Source organism: Bacillus cereus group sp. RP37 (assembly GCF_040459695.1).
Lineage (GTDB): Bacteria > Bacillota > Bacilli > Bacillales > Bacillaceae_G > Bacillus_A.
Map to the genome: position 1 here is coordinate 3,282,706 of NZ_JARVHP010000001.1, position 14,868 is coordinate 3,297,573.

A 14,868-nucleotide genomic window follows, 5' to 3' on the forward strand; every position below is an offset into this window, starting at 1 on the left:
CGATATCCCTCGAAATATCGCTACCTTTTAACATACTTTGTCACCAAATGTAATTTTCATATTCGGAGCGTATACTAAAGAGGAATGTAAATGAAATGCTTTAAAAAATCGTAGTTCAGCTTCATATTGAGCTAACGCATCCTCATATGTTAACCCTCTAACCATTAAACGTTCTATAAATTGCTGTTTATCTCCTGGATTGCCCGCTATCCCCTCTTCTTTTAATGAATGATACAAATCGTTTTTATCATTGTGATGTATATTAGAGTCTAAAAAGTTCACTTTATCGCTCACTCTACACTCAATATTTTTCACACCTAATTCACTTAAATACATCGGTATTTTCATACCAATATTTCCATCTTGTCCACTTCTCTGCGTGTCACTTTCAAATAACTTCTGCAAAACGCCTAACCTAATAATTTCCGATTGGTTCTCTCCATCTAAAGAGTATGAAGACATATTTGATATCCAATGTGGTTCAAAACAGATTATTTTACCACCATCCTTAATTGACTGTATCATCTTTTCTAGCATCATTTTTGGTGAACTCATATGTAACAAAAAAGCATGACAGATTGCTATATCGTATTTATCGTTCAATTCAATTTCTGTAGCATCTCCTTCAAGAAATTCTGAATCATACGGAAGGAAACGAAACAACTCTCTCGCTTCAGTTAGTAATGTTTCTCCACTATCAATGCCTGTATACTTTGACCCTTCTGGAAGTAAAGGCATTAATATTAAGCCTAAATAACCATATCCACAACCATAATCAACGATATGTACTGGCTTAGTAACCTTCCACACAGTATTTATTAAAAAGCTTACATAATCATCATTGTAATATAGATCTCTCGTGTTTTTTAAATATGTTAATTTACTATTCCAATCGTACGTTTCCAAGTTTAACGCCTCCTTTTATATACAAAACTAAAGTTCTCTATACAATAGCCGTATTCCTACACCATTCTTAAAATTTCAAAGCAAAAAAGCTAGTGTATTTTTAAAGATACGCTAGCTTTTGATTTAGAAGAAAGGTAGATGATTAGAAGTTTAATTAGTACAATCACAATCTAAACAATCCGTACAGTCTACATCGCCACAATCTGATTTTCTCTTTCTTTTGTTTCTTTTAAGATAATAATACAGTAGCCCAATCAGTAGTGCGCAAATAACAAAAGCTATTATTGCTTCTGTATACTTGTTTTGAATTATAAAACCTATTCCACTTCCGCCTGAAATAAAAATTAGGATTAAGTAAACCCAGAACATTTATGTAAATACCTCCATTAATATATGCTTTAAGAAAGAATCCATATAATGCTAGATGAAATGAGTAATCCCATACCGCTTAATACACCGGTAGTTACTCTTAGCAAATTTGTGCTGCTTCTCCATTTCCACTTTTGGGTGAATCCATCAATAAGTAACGGAATTTGAGCAGAAAAGGATAGTATGATTGCTATAAGAAATGAAGGTGTCATATAAAAATAAATTGGAAACAGTAAAATACCGATAAGCATGCCTGTACAACGCGCACATAAAGGTATGTACTTTTGTAGTTTAAGGAAACTTCTTTCTAATCTTCTATGACAAGGAATTTGTAAAATAAAAGTTCGGATCAATATGAATCACCCTCTCTAAAAAGATTTTAATTGATTTTGCAAAAGAATTATATATCCAAATAAAAAAACAAACCAGGTTCATACCAAAACCGGTTTGCCAGTTTACTACTATTTTACATCTCCTCAGGAGCATCCACCCCAAGTAAACGTAACCCCTCTTTTAATACAACTGTCACAGCATACACTAATGCAAGTCTGCTGTCTTTCTCTTCACTCTCTTCCAATATACGTACATTTCTGTAATATTTATTGAACGATTGTGCTACATCTAATACGTATTTTGAAATAATAGATGGCTCATTTTTGTTGAAGGCCGCTTCAATTACTTGTGGGAATTTATTAAGTAATTTTACAACGCTCCAGCTATAATCATCTTTCAATGCAAACGTACACGTTTCAAATTCTACACTTTCTTTTCTTAAAATAGAGCAAGCACGTGCATGTGTGTACTGTACATACGGCCCTGTTTCACCTTCAAATTTCAGCATGTTTTCTAATGAGAATTCAATATTATGCATACGCTCATTTTTTAAATCGTGGAAGATAACTGCCCCTACACCAACTTGCTTTGCTACATCTTCTTTTTGTTTTAAGTTTGGATTTTTCTCTTCAATATTTTGTTTTGCAAGTTCGATTGCTTCCTCAAGTACTTCTTCGAGTAAAATAACTTTTCCTTTACGGGTCGACATTTTCTTACCATCTTTTAAAATGAACCCAAACGGTACATGTTCCATGCCGTCAACCCAAGTGTAGCCAAGCTTTTTTAATACAGTGAAAAATTGATTGAAGTGTAAACTTTGTTCTGGGCCAACTACATATAACGCTTTATCAAACCCAAATGTATTTTGACGATATAACGCTGCCGTTAAGTCACGCGTTGCGTAAATCGTCGCACCATCTGATTTTCTAATTAAGCAAGGCGGCATTCCCTCTTCTTCTAAATTAACGACTAACGCGCCTTCTGACTCTTCAAGCAAATCATGTTCTTCTAAAATTTCAATAAAATCTTCCATTAAATTATTATAAAAAGCTTCTCCTTGAAAATTAGTAAATTCAACACCAAGAAGTTCATAAATACGAGAAAATTCTTTTAAGGATTCGTGACGGAACCAATTCCAAAGCTCAACTGCCTCTTCATCACCTTCTTCTAATTTCTTAAACCAAGCGCGCCCTTCTGATTCTAGTTCTTCGTCGTCTTTTACCTCTTCATGGAATTGAACATATAACTTAAATAATTCACGGATTGGATCCTCTTTAACTACTGCTTCATTTCCCCATTTTTTATAAGCAGTAATTAACTTTCCAAACTGTGTTCCCCAATCCCCAATATAATTAATTCCTACAACTTCATAGCCGCATTTTTCAGCGATATGTTTCAGTGAATTTCCAATCATTGTAGAACGTAAATGCCCCATTGAAAAAGGCTTCGCGATATTAGGAGAGGAATAATCGATAACTACAGTCTTTTCACATCCTAAGTGATTTTGACCGTACTCTTCTTTCTCCGCTAAAATCGTTTTTAATACTGCATCACTTACAGTTTCACGATTAAAAAATACATTTACGTAAGGACCAACAGCCTCTACTTTCGTAAAAAATGGATCACTTAATTTCTCCGCAACTTCCTTTGCGATAATAGCTGGTGATTTTTTATATTGCTTCGCAAGTGAAAAACATGGAAACGCTGCATCTCCGAATTCATCTTGTTTCGGTGTTTCAATTAAATCTAAAATTTGTTTTTGCGTTAATCCATTCGTGAAAATATTGAATAAACTTTCCGCAAACTGCGTTTTGTAATCCATATTACAACCTCCTTATTTTTTAAAACACAAAAAACTCGTCTCTAAAAAAGAGACGAGTTTTAACCCGTGGTACCACCCTTGTTGTTCATTACGAACCACTTTCCCGTTTATAACGAGGACAGGGGGCCTCGGCTTACTCTACTATTCATTCAAGAAGCATCTCCGAAGTGCGCTTCATCTTTTTCTTCCGCACTAGGCTCACACCATCCCTAGCTCGCTTTCCTTCTAAAAAAGACTACTCTCTTCATCACAGATAGTATATTTAATTAATTATTGCTTATTATACATCTTTTCAAACAATTAGCAAGGGTCAATTACACCAAAGTGAAACTTCGCACTTTTTCTTTTGTATACGTGAAAATTGTGTTTTTCAAATCTAGAACTACGGAAATGATCTTTCAAAACGACACGCTTTCTCGCCACACGCTTCGCTTCCGCAATTGTTTCGTCAGTAATATCATGATACAAAGCGAAGTGTTTTAATCCTTTTATTCCATCTGATTCTATAACAGTTTCTTCAAACATTGGATCAAGGTACACGACATCATAACTATTATCTTCACATTGTTTTAAAAATGAGTAATGCTCCGTTTGCTTTACATTGATTCGTTGCATTGCTTCATCAATTTCAGAAACGGATGAAGACCATGTTTTCAAACCATTTCCCATGATGTAAGCCATATATTCATTGCCTTCAAGTCCTGTTACTTTTCCACTTTCACCAACAATATAACTAGCTACAATACTATCTGATGCCATACCGAGCGTACAATCTAGCACTGTCATTCCGCTCTCTAATTTAGCAGCTTGTACAAATGGATCGTGTTCTCCTCGCATTAACCTTTTCACACGAAACATCGCTGAGTTTGGATGAAAGAAAAACGACTCTTCCGTTCCTTTTGGATAAATGGCTAATCGGTTTTTGCCTACGACAAGTACATCTTGTTCATACTGCTCATGCAGTTTTTGTACTGGAATTTCATTACGTTTAACGAAAGAACGATTTAATTCTGCTGCTACCTTATTTGCATAATCTGTCATTTCTTTGCTGGTTCTTCCTGCTGTTGTTACGATCATTGTTTCACCTCTATATAAAGAAAAGAGGGAGATATACTCTCCCCCTTCTTTAGCAATTCTTTTCGAAAGCTTGTTCTAAGTTCGTAATAATTTCGTCCATAGTTGCACCTTCAATTTCATGACGGTGAATGAAGTGAACAACTTCTTTTCCTTTTAATAATGCCATAGATGGTGAAGATGGAGGAATTTCTCCGAAGTATTCACGCATTTTTGCAGTCGCATCTTTATCTTGACCTGCGAATACAGTTACAAGATGATCAGGTTGTTTTTCAGCACGAACAACTGCTTGACCTGCTGAAGGACGTGCTAAACCAGCTGCACAACCACAAACCGAGTTTACAACTACTAAAGTTGTACCTGATGCGTTTTCCATAAATTCTGTTACAGCTTCTTCTGTAGTTAACTCTTCAAACCCAGAACGCACTAATTCTTGACGCATTGGGATTACCATTTGACGCATGTATTCTTCATAAGCATTTGACATCTTGTAATCTCTCCTTCAACTTTCATTCCAAATTCATCATATCACGCTCTATTAATAGGTGCAAAAGAAAGATAACGATGATTTCATTTTTTTGTAGGGATTTCACATACCCCTTCACGGCAATGTCCAACTGGAACAAGTTTTCTATTGTTAGCGATATAATCGTATACTTTACTTCCAAATCCAAGTACAATAGATAGCTTTATAAAAGGAACGGCAAACCAATAAGATGGAACGGTCTTTGCTAATACATGTATGCTATGAATTCCGTCATACCATTTATTATTTTTTAAAATATACAACCTTTGTTCCATCTTCCTTTGTAGTTCTTGAGAAAGTTCATACTTCTCAACTACATCTTCATCTCGAAATGAAACAAAGTTCATCTTACCCTTTTTATCTAATTTTTTCGTACGTTCTGCAACCGCCGTACACATCGGACACCAACTATCATAGAAAACAATCATACATTATTCCCCTTTACGAGACTCCGTCATTTGTTTCCATACAGAACCTTTTGCTTCTTCTCCGCCCTCAATACGCTCTAATGCTAGACGAGCTTGCATTGCTACTTCAAACTCTGGATCATCTTGCGCTGCTTTTAATGCCGGAATCGCACTTTCATCTCCAAGTTCAAATAAGAACATCGCTGCACGCCAGCGTACTAATTTACTTGAATCTTTCAGAGATTTAATCATAACGAACATCGCTGCTGGATCACCTACGTCTGATAAGCAATCGCCCGCTGTACGGCGAACACTTACTGAACGATCTAATAACGCTTTATATAATAACGGCAATACTCCATCACCTTTTACCATACCTAAATACGCTGTTGCTAAACGGCGGATCGAAACTTTTTCATCATCTAACGCCATCTTCAACACTGGCATATCTTCTTCAGTAGGATCCATTTGTTCTAATGCCGCAAAACGGTTTTTCCAGTCAGCATCTTTCATCATCTCTTCTGTTACTTTATATGGCTCACGCTTTTGAATCGTTACTTCAACAGCACCTGCCTGGTTTAATAATTCTTTAACTGTTTCATTTACACGTTCTTCTGAATAAGCAGCAACAATCTCTTCTACTACTTCTTTCCCGATTTCTTCAAAATTACCGTAACGTGTACTTTGTTCCACCCATTTACGTTCTTTTACAACGTTTGGTGCAGACATTTGTACTTTCATAATTGATTCTTTAAAACGATCTGGTAAACCAACACGTTCTTCCGATGTTCCATCTGTTAACTTCACTTGCATTGGAATTGTAAAGAACATTTGAACAAACACTTTCACTTCTCCAAAATGAGCAAGTTGTTGTTCTTCACTTTCTTCCACTACTTCTTCGCCGAAAACAGCACGAACTTGTTGTAATAAAACTTTCCAGTCATACTTTGCATTTCGCTCCACCGCTAAAAAGTCGGCTACATGATATACACCTTTTATGCCTTCAATTTTCAAAATTTCTTGCACTTGCATTGGTGCTTGCTCTTTATTTTCATTTGTATAATTATTACGCGCTCCTGATGGTAATACTTCATTCAAAATAACTTTCATTGTATTTGGACTTGGCGTCGGTTCAATTGCTTTAATCTTCACGTAAAAAACTCTCCTTTATTGCATGTTCTTAGGTGTATTGTAACATGTTCCACCTTTCTAAACCTACTCGGATGCTTTATTTTGCTGATTTCTTTCCATCCTCACACTTTATCTTTCAACCTAATTGCCCAAAACCCATTGTTTAAAGTCCCCTCTTATTACGATGCGCCCTCCCGCCTTCTCTCCAAAAATGTAATGCTCTCAATTACAACTTCCGTTTTATATATTCTCTTACCTTGTTCATCCTCGTAATTACTCGTATGAATACGCCCGGTAATTCCAACAAGAGACCCCTTCGTACAATATTCAGTTACATTCTCAGCCGCTCTTCGCCAAACGACACAATTAATAAAATCTACTTGTTGCTCACCTAAACTATTTCGAAAACCTCTATTCACCGCAACACATACTCGTGCATAAGCGACGCCTTGCTTTGTGTAGTATAATTCTGGCTCCTTTGTCAATCTACCGATTAATACAACTCGATTCATCATAAGTTATACCACCTCACATATTTTTCTTCATTGTAAAGAAAAAGGTTTGAAGGGTAAAAAACGTAAAATAATATATTTTAAAGTGAAAAATATTATTTTATATCTTATAAAAACAAAAAAGAAACCTTACATATTTTAAACATGTAAGGTTTCAAAATTTATACTTCACTACATGATATGTAATATCCACCGCGAGCCATCTTTATTTCAACGCGGTACATTACATTTTCTAAGTAAAAAGTAATCGGTTTAACTTTACTCTCAAATTTTAGTTTTTCATTACATTCAGCCGCATATCCTTCTATTGCTGAAGTAATAACTTCTGCTGACGGATATGTTAAAGCTTCATCTAGTTCTATGAAAAAACTTTTAGAAAATAGTTTTTTCATAATCCCTTTCTTCTCTTTCATCATATGCCATCCCCTTCAATTCAAACTATCACCATCCATATTATACCATACCCTCAATTTATCCCGCATTAACGGGCAGTAAGAGCCCCACTGATCAAAATCTTTGAAAATAAAAAAATCCTGCATTTTTCATGCAGGATTTTTTTATTAGTCATTTTTCGTAAAGTAAGAAACAAAACGAAGAATTTCTAAGTATAACCAAACTAATGTAAGCATTAGTCCCATCGCAGTGTACCACTCCATATATTTCGGAGCTTGACTACGTACACCATTTTCGATTAAATCGAAATCTAGTAATAAGTTTAATGCAGCAACTACAATAACAACTGCACTAATAATAATACCGATTGTACCGCCTTGGTGAATGTATGGAACAGTCACACCAAACATGTTTAATAGAAATACGACTAAATACATAACCATAATTCCAAGTGTTGCTGCCATCACGCCTGTACGGAATTTATCCGTTACCTTTACTACGCGTGTTGCATATAACACTAACATTGCAAATAGAATTGAGATTGTTAGTAATACAGCATTTAAAACGATAGAATCGCCAAATTTCATTGTATAAACCGCTGAAATACTACCTAATACAACCCCTTCTACCGCTGCATAGATTGGTGCACCAAAAGGTGAAATACGCGGGAAGAACATAGACGCAAATGCGATGATTGCCGCAACGATTAAAGCACCAATTAATACAGGCATCTTCATCGTCCCCTGCATCATTTGTATGTATGAATAGACAGACGTTGCAAGTAGCAAGATAAGCATAATAAACGTTTTGCCTACTGTTCCGCCAATCGTCATCGTAGAAGCGCTTGCTCCCTCTTTACGGAATGCCTCTTTTTTCAACATTGGATTAGATGTTCTCATTTTTTCCCTCCTAAAATAGGTTCTACCAATAGTGTAAAGTTTTTCTCTTTACTTTTCAATATATGCAGCTTGTTTTTATTTTAATCCTTCAACGATGTCTGATAGTTCACTCCATCTTTCCATCGTTTTTTCTAGCTCTTCTTCTGTTTTCTGCTGTGCTTCAGATAATTCTTGTGCCTTTGTGAAGTCAGATCCAACTTTCGCAAGTTCTTCTCCAATTGACTCAATTTTCTCTTCTAGTTCGGCAATTGTATCTTCAATTGTTTCCCATTCACGCTGCTCATTGTATGAAAGTTTACGTTTACGTTGTTGTTTCGGAGCTTCTTCTACCACTTTTTTCTCTTTCTGCACTTCCGCTTTCTCAATAAGTTCTCTCGTTTTTTCCATTTCTAAATAATCCGTATAACTACCTAGAAATTCGCGCACTTCTCCTTCTCCTGCAAAGATGAACAACTCATCTACTACTTTATCTAAGAAGTAACGATCATGCGATACAGTTAAAACGACACCTGGAAAATCTTCTAAATAATCTTCTAACACTGTTAATGTTTGTGTATCTAAATCATTCGTAGGCTCATCCAGTAATAGTACGTTCGGTTCTCCCATTAATATACGTAATAAGTATAAACGTCTTCTCTCGCCACCAGATAGTTTACCAAGCGGTGTGCCATGTGAATGCGTCGGGAATAAGAAACGTTCTAGCATTTGAGATGCACCAATTACTTTTCCGTCTGTCGTATGAATAACTTCTGCAATCTCTTTAATGTATTCAATCATACGCTGATTTAAATTCATCTCTTCATTTTCTTGCGTATAATAAGCAACTTTTACAGTTTGTCCTACTTCAACTTCACCACTATCAGGAGCTAACTTGCCTGCAAGCATATTTAATAGAGAAGATTTCCCGCTTCCATTTGCCCCAATAATTCCGATACGATCGCCTGGTTTCACAATATGATTAAAATTATGTAGTACCGTCTTATCGCCAAATTTTTTCGTTACATCTTTTAACTCAAGTACTTTCTTTCCTAGACGACTTCCACTTAGTGCAATATCAACTGACTGTTTTGCAGCTGGGCCTTCTTGTCCCTTAAGCTCATCAAAACGCTGAATACGCGCCTTTTGTTTCGTAGAACGGGCTTTTGCACCACGGCGGATCCACGCTAGTTCACGACGATATAAGTTTTGACGTTTTGATTCTTGCGCAATTTCTTGCTCCTCACGCAAAGCTTTCGCTTCTAAAAACGTGCTATAGTTTCCTTCATAACTATATAGCTTTCCATTATCTAATTCGAAAATACGATTCGTTACACGATCTAAGAAATAACGATCATGGGTTACAAGTAATACAGCACCTGTATATCTTGCTAAATATTCTTCTAACCATTCCACTGTCTCATGGTCCAGATGGTTCGTAGGCTCGTCTAAAATTAATAGATCAGGTGTTTCAATAAAACATTGTGCCATTGCGATACGTTTTTTCTGTCCACCAGATAAATTCCCAACAATTGCAGTGAAATCTGTAATTCCTAATTTCGTTAATAACGATTTTGCATTCGCATTTGCTTCCCATGCACTCATCGCATCCATACGTTGCTGCACTGCAAATAATTGTTCCTGTACTTTTTCATTACTTGGATCTTTTTCGATATTTAATAACGATTGTTCATAATCACGAAGAAGACGAATTAAAGGTGTATCACCATGGAACACTTGCTCTAATACAGTAAGCTTTTCATCAAACTCTGGTTGCTGTGATAAATAACTAATTGTATACCCACGTGAATGCGTCATATCACCTGTATCAGGAATTTCTAACCCTGCAATAATTTTTAATAATGTCGATTTACCAGTACCGTTTACACCAATAATTCCGACACGTTGTCCTTCTGTAATACTACATGATAATCCATCAAATAACGGTTTTTCTCCGTATGATTTCGATAAGTTTTCCACAGTTAACATTTTCATATTTGTGCATTCCACTCTTTCATAAATTGTTCAATAAACTGTTCCATATAACGATGACGAACTTCAGCCTCTTGTTTTGCTGCGTTCGTGTTCATTAAGTCTTTTAGTTTCAAAAGTTTTTCATAAAAATGATTTAAAGATGGATCGTTATTTTTTCTATATTCATCTTTCGTCATCACTTCACGCGGAGGAATAGTTGGATCATACATTAATCTCCCTTTTGCTCCACCATACGCAAATGTGCGAGCTATTCCAATTGCTCCAAGAGCATCTAAGCGATCCGCATCTTGAACAATCTCCCCTTCAAGTGACTTCACTTTGCCACCATGACCACCCTTATAAGACATGTTGGCGATGATATGAAGAACATGTTTGCTTTCCTCTTCTTCCACATGTAACTCTTCTAACCAATCAGAAACTTTTTTCATTCCTGCTTCTTCACTCTCATTTAGCTTCTCATCTGCCACATCGTGAAGTAATGCTGCCATTTCAATTATAAAACGATTTCCCCCTTCTTGCTCGGATAAAGAAATCGCCAGTTTATGTACGCGCTCAATATGATACCAATCATGCCCACTCGCATCTTTTTCTAAAATATGTTTTACAAAAGTAATTGTTTTTTGAATCTTTTCTTGTTTTGTCATTTTATCTTCACCCAGTTACTTATTGTAACACGCCCGCATTTTTTCATCACATATTTTCTTGTCCGCCCATACACTAGGTGGTAGGCATCATCATGAAGGAGGAATAAGTATGTTCTATAATAATCAACCGCCCTACCCACAACAACCATTTTACCCTCAGGAACAAGAACAAAGGTATACAGAACAATATGAAGAACAAGAGCAACAATATGAACAAAATCCATACGCAACACCGCAATACCAAGAAGGTGATTATCCACAAAATCCATATGCAGCGCCGCAAAATCAGGGACAACAATATCAACATAATCCATATGTAGCACCACAAAATCAAGAACAACAATACCAACAAAACCCATACCCAACTCAGCCACAACAACCGCAATATCAACAACAAATGTATCAACCAAACTACGACGCACGTGTCTCACCACCTAAACCACCAACAATTGATCCAACGCAACCTCAAATTTTACCTCCTGGACCAACATTCGATATTACACAACCACAAATCTTACCACCTGGACCAATTACAGAACCGACACAACAACAAATTCAACAAGTTGTCGGTACACAGTTTTTACCTTTAAAGAAACCTGTACTAGATTTCGTAAAACCTTGGGTAGATTACGGTTTAAATGAGGCAAAACACACATCACACAAACACGCTTTAACAGAAGTTGCTGCAATTATGTTTTTAGTTGGGAAAGGATTCAACCCGACGATTGCACATTATATTGTAGAATCTTGGGAGAAGAATGAGCAGTTTTAGGGTTGTTCGTTTTATATTATATAAAACTATAAAAGTGCCACAAATGCCTGTTATACAAGCATTTGTGACACTTTTTATTTGTTATATTATATTCTATTCCAAAGAGGTATTTCATATTTTTTCGCGTTTTTTTATATTATTTGTGAGCAAAATGTGAGCAAATAATATCCTTTTAATTAAACTGTACTAGGGCGATTTTCATTTTAAAAACCATTCATTCAACATAAATTCCCACAATAAATTTTGTATTACAATCCCCTTGATAAATAGGTATTACCGTGGATTACCTATTGAGAACTATAACAAACACATATGTTGTAAAATACATTTTTTTTGAGGAAACTTTAACCATTTATTATTATAATTATATATATGTAATATCTCCCTAGGATGGTCCCTATGAAGAACAGTAAGATAATGGACATAAATACTAGGCACTCCCCTTCCTTAATACGTTCATAGAAATAAGAACAAAAGGTGTGTATCAAATTGAGGGAAAAGTAGATGGAATAACATATATTGTTGGATTTAAAAATGGCAGAATAGGACAATTATATCCTAAATAGAAATCCGAGGAGACGTTAATATGATTAGTGTAAAATCATATATAAAAAATGATAAAATAATAACTTCATTAGATAATATCGAAAGTAACTTTCTTGAATATTTCATACATTTTAATAATGCAAAATGTTTAGAACTAGTTGTTGATTTTGATTGTATGGAAGGTGCAATAATAATAAACTATTACGGAAATACTATTTTAGGATTTAAAGAGTGGGATATGATTGATCAGTTATGGTCATATTTCATAAATGCAATTGAAGAATTGTTTGAAAATCAAAACGATGTAAGTTTTGATTTTCCAGACCAACCTTTAGAGGTAAAAATGCAGGTTATTTCGCAAGAGCAAATTTTATTATCTATTGCAGGAGAAAAAACTTATTTTAATAAAGATGAATTATTATTAACTTTATTAAAAGGAGCAGAAAACTTTTTTGATATATTGAAAGAATGTCCTGATGAATATCTTGTAGAACAGAGTAATAATGAATTAAAGAAAATAGAAAAATTATTAAATAAATTGAACATTTAAATGAGAACATATTATTAAATACACTGTTTAAATCCTACTACTCCTATAAAAAGAAAGAATTTTTCCGCTGGGGTATACACTTGAATGAAGAAGCCTTTATTTTCACCGGCAATACGATACATTCGCCCTTACATATAGATGCTCCTCATCGCTTTTTGAATGATCACTATAAAAAAGCTGATGTTCCTCGGATTCGTATACACGACTTACGACATACTCACGCTACACTCATGCTTCAGGCTGGGGAACACCCTAAAATCGTACAAGATCGCTTAGGGCATTCATCTATTCAAATGACTTTAGACAAGTATAGTCACATCACACAAAACTTGCAGCAACAAGCAGCAGAAAACTTCGAGAGCATAATAAAATCTAATGAAAACACCTGATAACAAATGCAAAGATTTAATGTGAGCAAAATGTGTGCATCAAGAAAAATCAGCACTTATAAACCTTGATATAATAAGGTTTTCCATACAATATCGTTGAATCTCGGGAGAAGAATGAGCAGTTTTAGGGTTGTTCGTTTTATATTAATTGAGTGGAAAATACGAGCAAATAATCGACTTTTAACTTAACTGTATTTGATAAATTTTCATTAAAGATTTATTAAAACGATTAAACCGTTTAGCCACATATCTGCAAAGTAAATCTCGTGGAATTAAAGGCGCAATGAGAGCCTATACTAAAACTGGTCTCGTAAAAAGATTTGACGATCCTCTACTTATTGAATTAGATAAATTAGAGGCTATGCTAAATGAAAATAAATAATAGTAAACCGACTTCGAAAAACGCCTCAGATATGTAGAGGAACAAACTGATAGAATCTTAAAGGAAACTTGCATGTATCCCCTTTTTAGAAAAACAAGTAAAACTTTAGTCAGTGGGGTTTTATTCACCCACCACGCGAGTAAAGGTGTGAAAAATTTTGAGTAATATGAATAAAAGCCGAATTGAAATTCTAAAAATGAAAGCAAAAAGAAATGGTAGTAGAAAAGAACTGATAGACGAACTTTCTAATATTGTTACAGTTTCTATGGACTCATTTATGGATCCAGAATCTAATGATTTATTTTGTAAAGACTTATTTAATACGCTAGCACAAACTTCAAACATAAAAAATTTTGGTAGCACTAATTATGAAGAAAACAGAATACTATCAATAGCATTGTTAAAAGAAATAGCTAAAACTATTAAATTTCCAGTTAATCAAGGGAGACTCTTTTTCTCTAAGGGTGGTAAATTTGAAGCAGTTAAACTGAACATTGCTGAAGTATTTGAGAATTTAGAAGCGTTATCAACCATATCAAGATTTCTAACTGGATATGCAGATTTTGTATTAGTTGGGGACGATTTAGAATTCGGGATTGTTATTGAGCGCACTGAATACCACTACGAATTCAGTATGTGGGGCGTATCCACAATATGAAATACGAAAATACAAAAGACCACTTCAAAAATGAGAGTGGTCTTTTTATTACTTTATCTATCAACCTTTCCAAATTATTCATATCAACACTTTCTTTTAAGACCTTCTCTTCCTAGGACCTATAATTAATTTAATCGCCGTTCTTTCTTGATCATTAATAGTAACCTCTTGAAATGCCGGAACAAAGGCCAAGTCAATACCACTTGGAGCGACAAATCCTCTTGCAATCGCAATTGCTTTAATTGCTTGATTTAAAGAACCCGCTCCAATTGCTTGAATTTCCACATTACCACTTGTTCTTAGTACACCTGCAATTGCACCTGCAACTGAATTCGGTTTTGATTTTGAAGATACCTTTAATATATTTTCCATGTAAGTTGCTCCCTCTATTATTTAATCTCTCTTTTGTTACGGTTTAAAATATTTCAACGTATCTTTAACTACTATTCACACCAAAAGCAAACAATACTACATATGTACATTCATTCGATACTTTTCGTCTTCTTCCTGCTCCACTACGTAAATAAAGAGTAACAACCATAAACTCTAATATACAAACGTTTTAAAAGACAGACATTCACTTA

The 14,868-nt window shown here is 35.0% G+C and carries 17 protein-coding genes, 1 pseudogene and 1 other annotated feature; of the genes and pseudogenes, 4 read left to right on the forward strand and 14 right to left on the reverse strand.

What is annotated here, in order from left to right; genetic code table 11:
- Positions 1-27 precede the first annotated feature (27 nt).
- From QCI44_RS17370 to QCI44_RS17430, 13 genes are all read right to left on the reverse strand, one after another.
- Positions 28-906, reverse strand: a complete 879-nt coding sequence (locus QCI44_RS17370) for a class I SAM-dependent methyltransferase (RefSeq protein WP_016134354.1) — start codon at positions 904-906, stop codon at positions 28-30.
- 150 nt (positions 907-1,056) lie between these two features.
- Positions 1,057-1,275 (reverse strand): hypothetical protein, encoded by a 219-nt coding sequence (locus QCI44_RS17375; protein WP_016088096.1) that lies wholly within the window; start codon positions 1,273-1,275, stop codon positions 1,057-1,059.
- A gap of 29 nt (positions 1,276-1,304) precedes the next feature.
- Positions 1,305-1,628: a DUF2085 domain-containing protein gene (locus tag QCI44_RS17380; RefSeq protein WP_353811351.1), complete on the reverse strand. Its 324-nt coding sequence runs from the start codon at positions 1,626-1,628 to the stop codon at positions 1,305-1,307.
- A gap of 113 nt (positions 1,629-1,741) precedes the next feature.
- Entirely contained in the window at positions 1,742-3,430 is a 1,689-nt protein-coding gene (gene argS, locus QCI44_RS17385) for an arginine--tRNA ligase (RefSeq protein ID WP_016134352.1), read from the reverse strand.
- Between the two features lie 45 nt (positions 3,431-3,475).
- Positions 3,476-3,690 (reverse strand) — a binding site (T-box leader).
- 40 nt (positions 3,691-3,730) lie between these two features.
- Positions 3,731-4,507: a class I SAM-dependent methyltransferase gene (locus QCI44_RS17390; RefSeq protein WP_016134351.1), complete on the reverse strand. Its 777-nt coding sequence runs from the start codon at positions 4,505-4,507 to the stop codon at positions 3,731-3,733.
- Positions 4,508-4,556: 49 nt separating this feature from the next.
- The gene (locus tag QCI44_RS17395) at positions 4,557-4,991 is read right to left on the reverse strand and encodes a BrxA/BrxB family bacilliredoxin (RefSeq protein ID WP_000063703.1); all 435 of its coding nucleotides are present in this window, start codon (positions 4,989-4,991) and stop codon (positions 4,557-4,559) included.
- Positions 4,992-5,074: 83 nt separating this feature from the next.
- The gene (locus tag QCI44_RS17400; RefSeq protein ID WP_016088100.1) at positions 5,075-5,458 is read right to left on the reverse strand and encodes a thiol-disulfide oxidoreductase DCC family protein; all 384 of its coding nucleotides are present in this window, start codon (positions 5,456-5,458) and stop codon (positions 5,075-5,077) included.
- A 3-nt stretch (positions 5,459-5,461) separates the two neighbouring features.
- Positions 5,462-6,589, reverse strand: coding sequence for a conserved virulence factor C family protein (locus tag QCI44_RS17405; RefSeq protein ID WP_016134350.1), 1,128 nt, complete (start codon positions 6,587-6,589; stop codon positions 5,462-5,464).
- A gap of 158 nt (positions 6,590-6,747) precedes the next feature.
- Positions 6,748-7,083 carry a single-stranded DNA-binding protein gene (locus QCI44_RS17410; protein WP_016088102.1) on the reverse strand — a complete coding sequence of 112 codons (336 nt, stop codon included), beginning with the start codon at positions 7,081-7,083 and terminating at the stop codon, positions 6,748-6,750.
- 158 nt (positions 7,084-7,241) lie between these two features.
- Positions 7,242-7,496: a DUF4318 domain-containing protein gene (locus QCI44_RS17415; protein ID WP_016134349.1), complete on the reverse strand. Its 255-nt coding sequence runs from the start codon at positions 7,494-7,496 to the stop codon at positions 7,242-7,244.
- 144 nt (positions 7,497-7,640) lie between these two features.
- Positions 7,641-8,372: a Bax inhibitor-1/YccA family protein gene (locus QCI44_RS17420; protein WP_116363093.1), complete on the reverse strand. Its 732-nt coding sequence runs from the start codon at positions 8,370-8,372 to the stop codon at positions 7,641-7,643.
- Positions 8,373-8,447: 75 nt separating this feature from the next.
- On the reverse strand, positions 8,448-10,343 hold the full coding sequence (locus tag QCI44_RS17425) for an ABC-F family ATP-binding cassette domain-containing protein (RefSeq protein ID WP_116363094.1): 1,896 nt from the start codon (positions 10,341-10,343) through the stop codon (positions 8,448-8,450).
- A complete protein-coding gene (locus tag QCI44_RS17430; protein ID WP_000165959.1) occupies positions 10,340-10,987 on the reverse strand; it encodes an HD domain-containing protein in 648 nt (215 codons plus the stop codon). Before QCI44_RS17430 ends, QCI44_RS17425 begins: the two co-directional genes overlap by 4 nt.
- Before the next feature lie 109 nt (positions 10,988-11,096).
- Here QCI44_RS17430 and QCI44_RS17435 point away from each other — a divergent pair, with 109 nt between their 5' ends.
- From QCI44_RS17435 to QCI44_RS17450, 4 genes and pseudogenes are all read left to right on the forward strand, one after another.
- On the forward strand, positions 11,097-11,759 hold the full coding sequence (locus tag QCI44_RS17435) for a hypothetical protein (protein WP_016088105.1): 663 nt from the start codon (positions 11,097-11,099) through the stop codon (positions 11,757-11,759).
- A 586-nt stretch (positions 11,760-12,345) separates the two neighbouring features.
- Positions 12,346-12,855, forward strand: a complete 510-nt coding sequence (locus QCI44_RS17440) for a hypothetical protein (protein WP_353811352.1) — start codon at positions 12,346-12,348, stop codon at positions 12,853-12,855.
- Between the two features lie 29 nt (positions 12,856-12,884).
- Positions 12,885-13,244: pseudogene (locus tag QCI44_RS17445) on the forward strand (site-specific integrase); the annotation flags it as partial.
- 539 nt (positions 13,245-13,783) lie between these two features.
- A complete protein-coding gene (locus QCI44_RS17450; RefSeq protein WP_000069070.1) occupies positions 13,784-14,284 on the forward strand; it encodes a YxiF family protein in 501 nt (166 codons plus the stop codon).
- 96 nt (positions 14,285-14,380) lie between these two features.
- Here QCI44_RS17450 and spoVS read toward each other — a convergent pair whose 3' ends face one another.
- Positions 14,381-14,656, reverse strand: a complete 276-nt coding sequence (gene spoVS, locus QCI44_RS17455; RefSeq protein WP_016088106.1) for a stage V sporulation protein SpoVS — start codon at positions 14,654-14,656, stop codon at positions 14,381-14,383.
- Between the last annotated feature and the right edge of the window lie 212 nt (positions 14,657-14,868).

Bases quoted from the DNA above. Each gene is read 5' to 3' on its own strand.
- QCI44_RS17375 (WP_016088096.1), bottom strand. From the start codon at position 1,275: ATGTTCTGGGTTTACTTAATCCTAATTTTTATTTCAGGCGGAAGTGGA.
- argS (WP_016134352.1), bottom strand. From the start codon at position 3,430: ATGGATTACAAAACGCAGTTTGCGGAAAGTTTATTCAATATTTTCACG.
- QCI44_RS17390 (WP_016134351.1), bottom strand. From the start codon at position 4,507: ATGATCGTAACAACAGCAGGAAGAACCAGCAAAGAAATGACAGATTAT.
- QCI44_RS17395 (WP_000063703.1), bottom strand. From the start codon at position 4,991: ATGTCAAATGCTTATGAAGAATACATGCGTCAAATGGTAATCCCAATG.
- QCI44_RS17400 (WP_016088100.1), bottom strand. From the start codon at position 5,458: ATGATTGTTTTCTATGATAGTTGGTGTCCGATGTGTACGGCGGTTGCA.
- QCI44_RS17410 (WP_016088102.1), bottom strand. From the start codon at position 7,083: ATGATGAATCGAGTTGTATTAATCGGTAGATTGACAAAGGAGCCAGAA.
- QCI44_RS17415 (WP_016134349.1), bottom strand. From the start codon at position 7,496: ATGATGAAAGAGAAGAAAGGGATTATGAAAAAACTATTTTCTAAAAGT.
- QCI44_RS17420 (WP_116363093.1), bottom strand. From the start codon at position 8,372: ATGAGAACATCTAATCCAATGTTGAAAAAAGAGGCATTCCGTAAAGAG.
- QCI44_RS17425 (WP_116363094.1), bottom strand. From the start codon at position 10,343: ATGAAAATGTTAACTGTGGAAAACTTATCGAAATCATACGGAGAAAAA.
- QCI44_RS17430 (WP_000165959.1), bottom strand. From the start codon at position 10,987: ATGACAAAACAAGAAAAGATTCAAAAAACAATTACTTTTGTAAAACAT.
- QCI44_RS17435 (WP_016088105.1), top strand. From the start codon at position 11,097: ATGTTCTATAATAATCAACCGCCCTACCCACAACAACCATTTTACCCT.
- QCI44_RS17440 (WP_353811352.1), top strand. From the start codon at position 12,346: ATGATTAGTGTAAAATCATATATAAAAAATGATAAAATAATAACTTCA.
- spoVS (WP_016088106.1), bottom strand. From the start codon at position 14,656: ATGGAAAATATATTAAAGGTATCTTCAAAATCAAAACCGAATTCAGTT.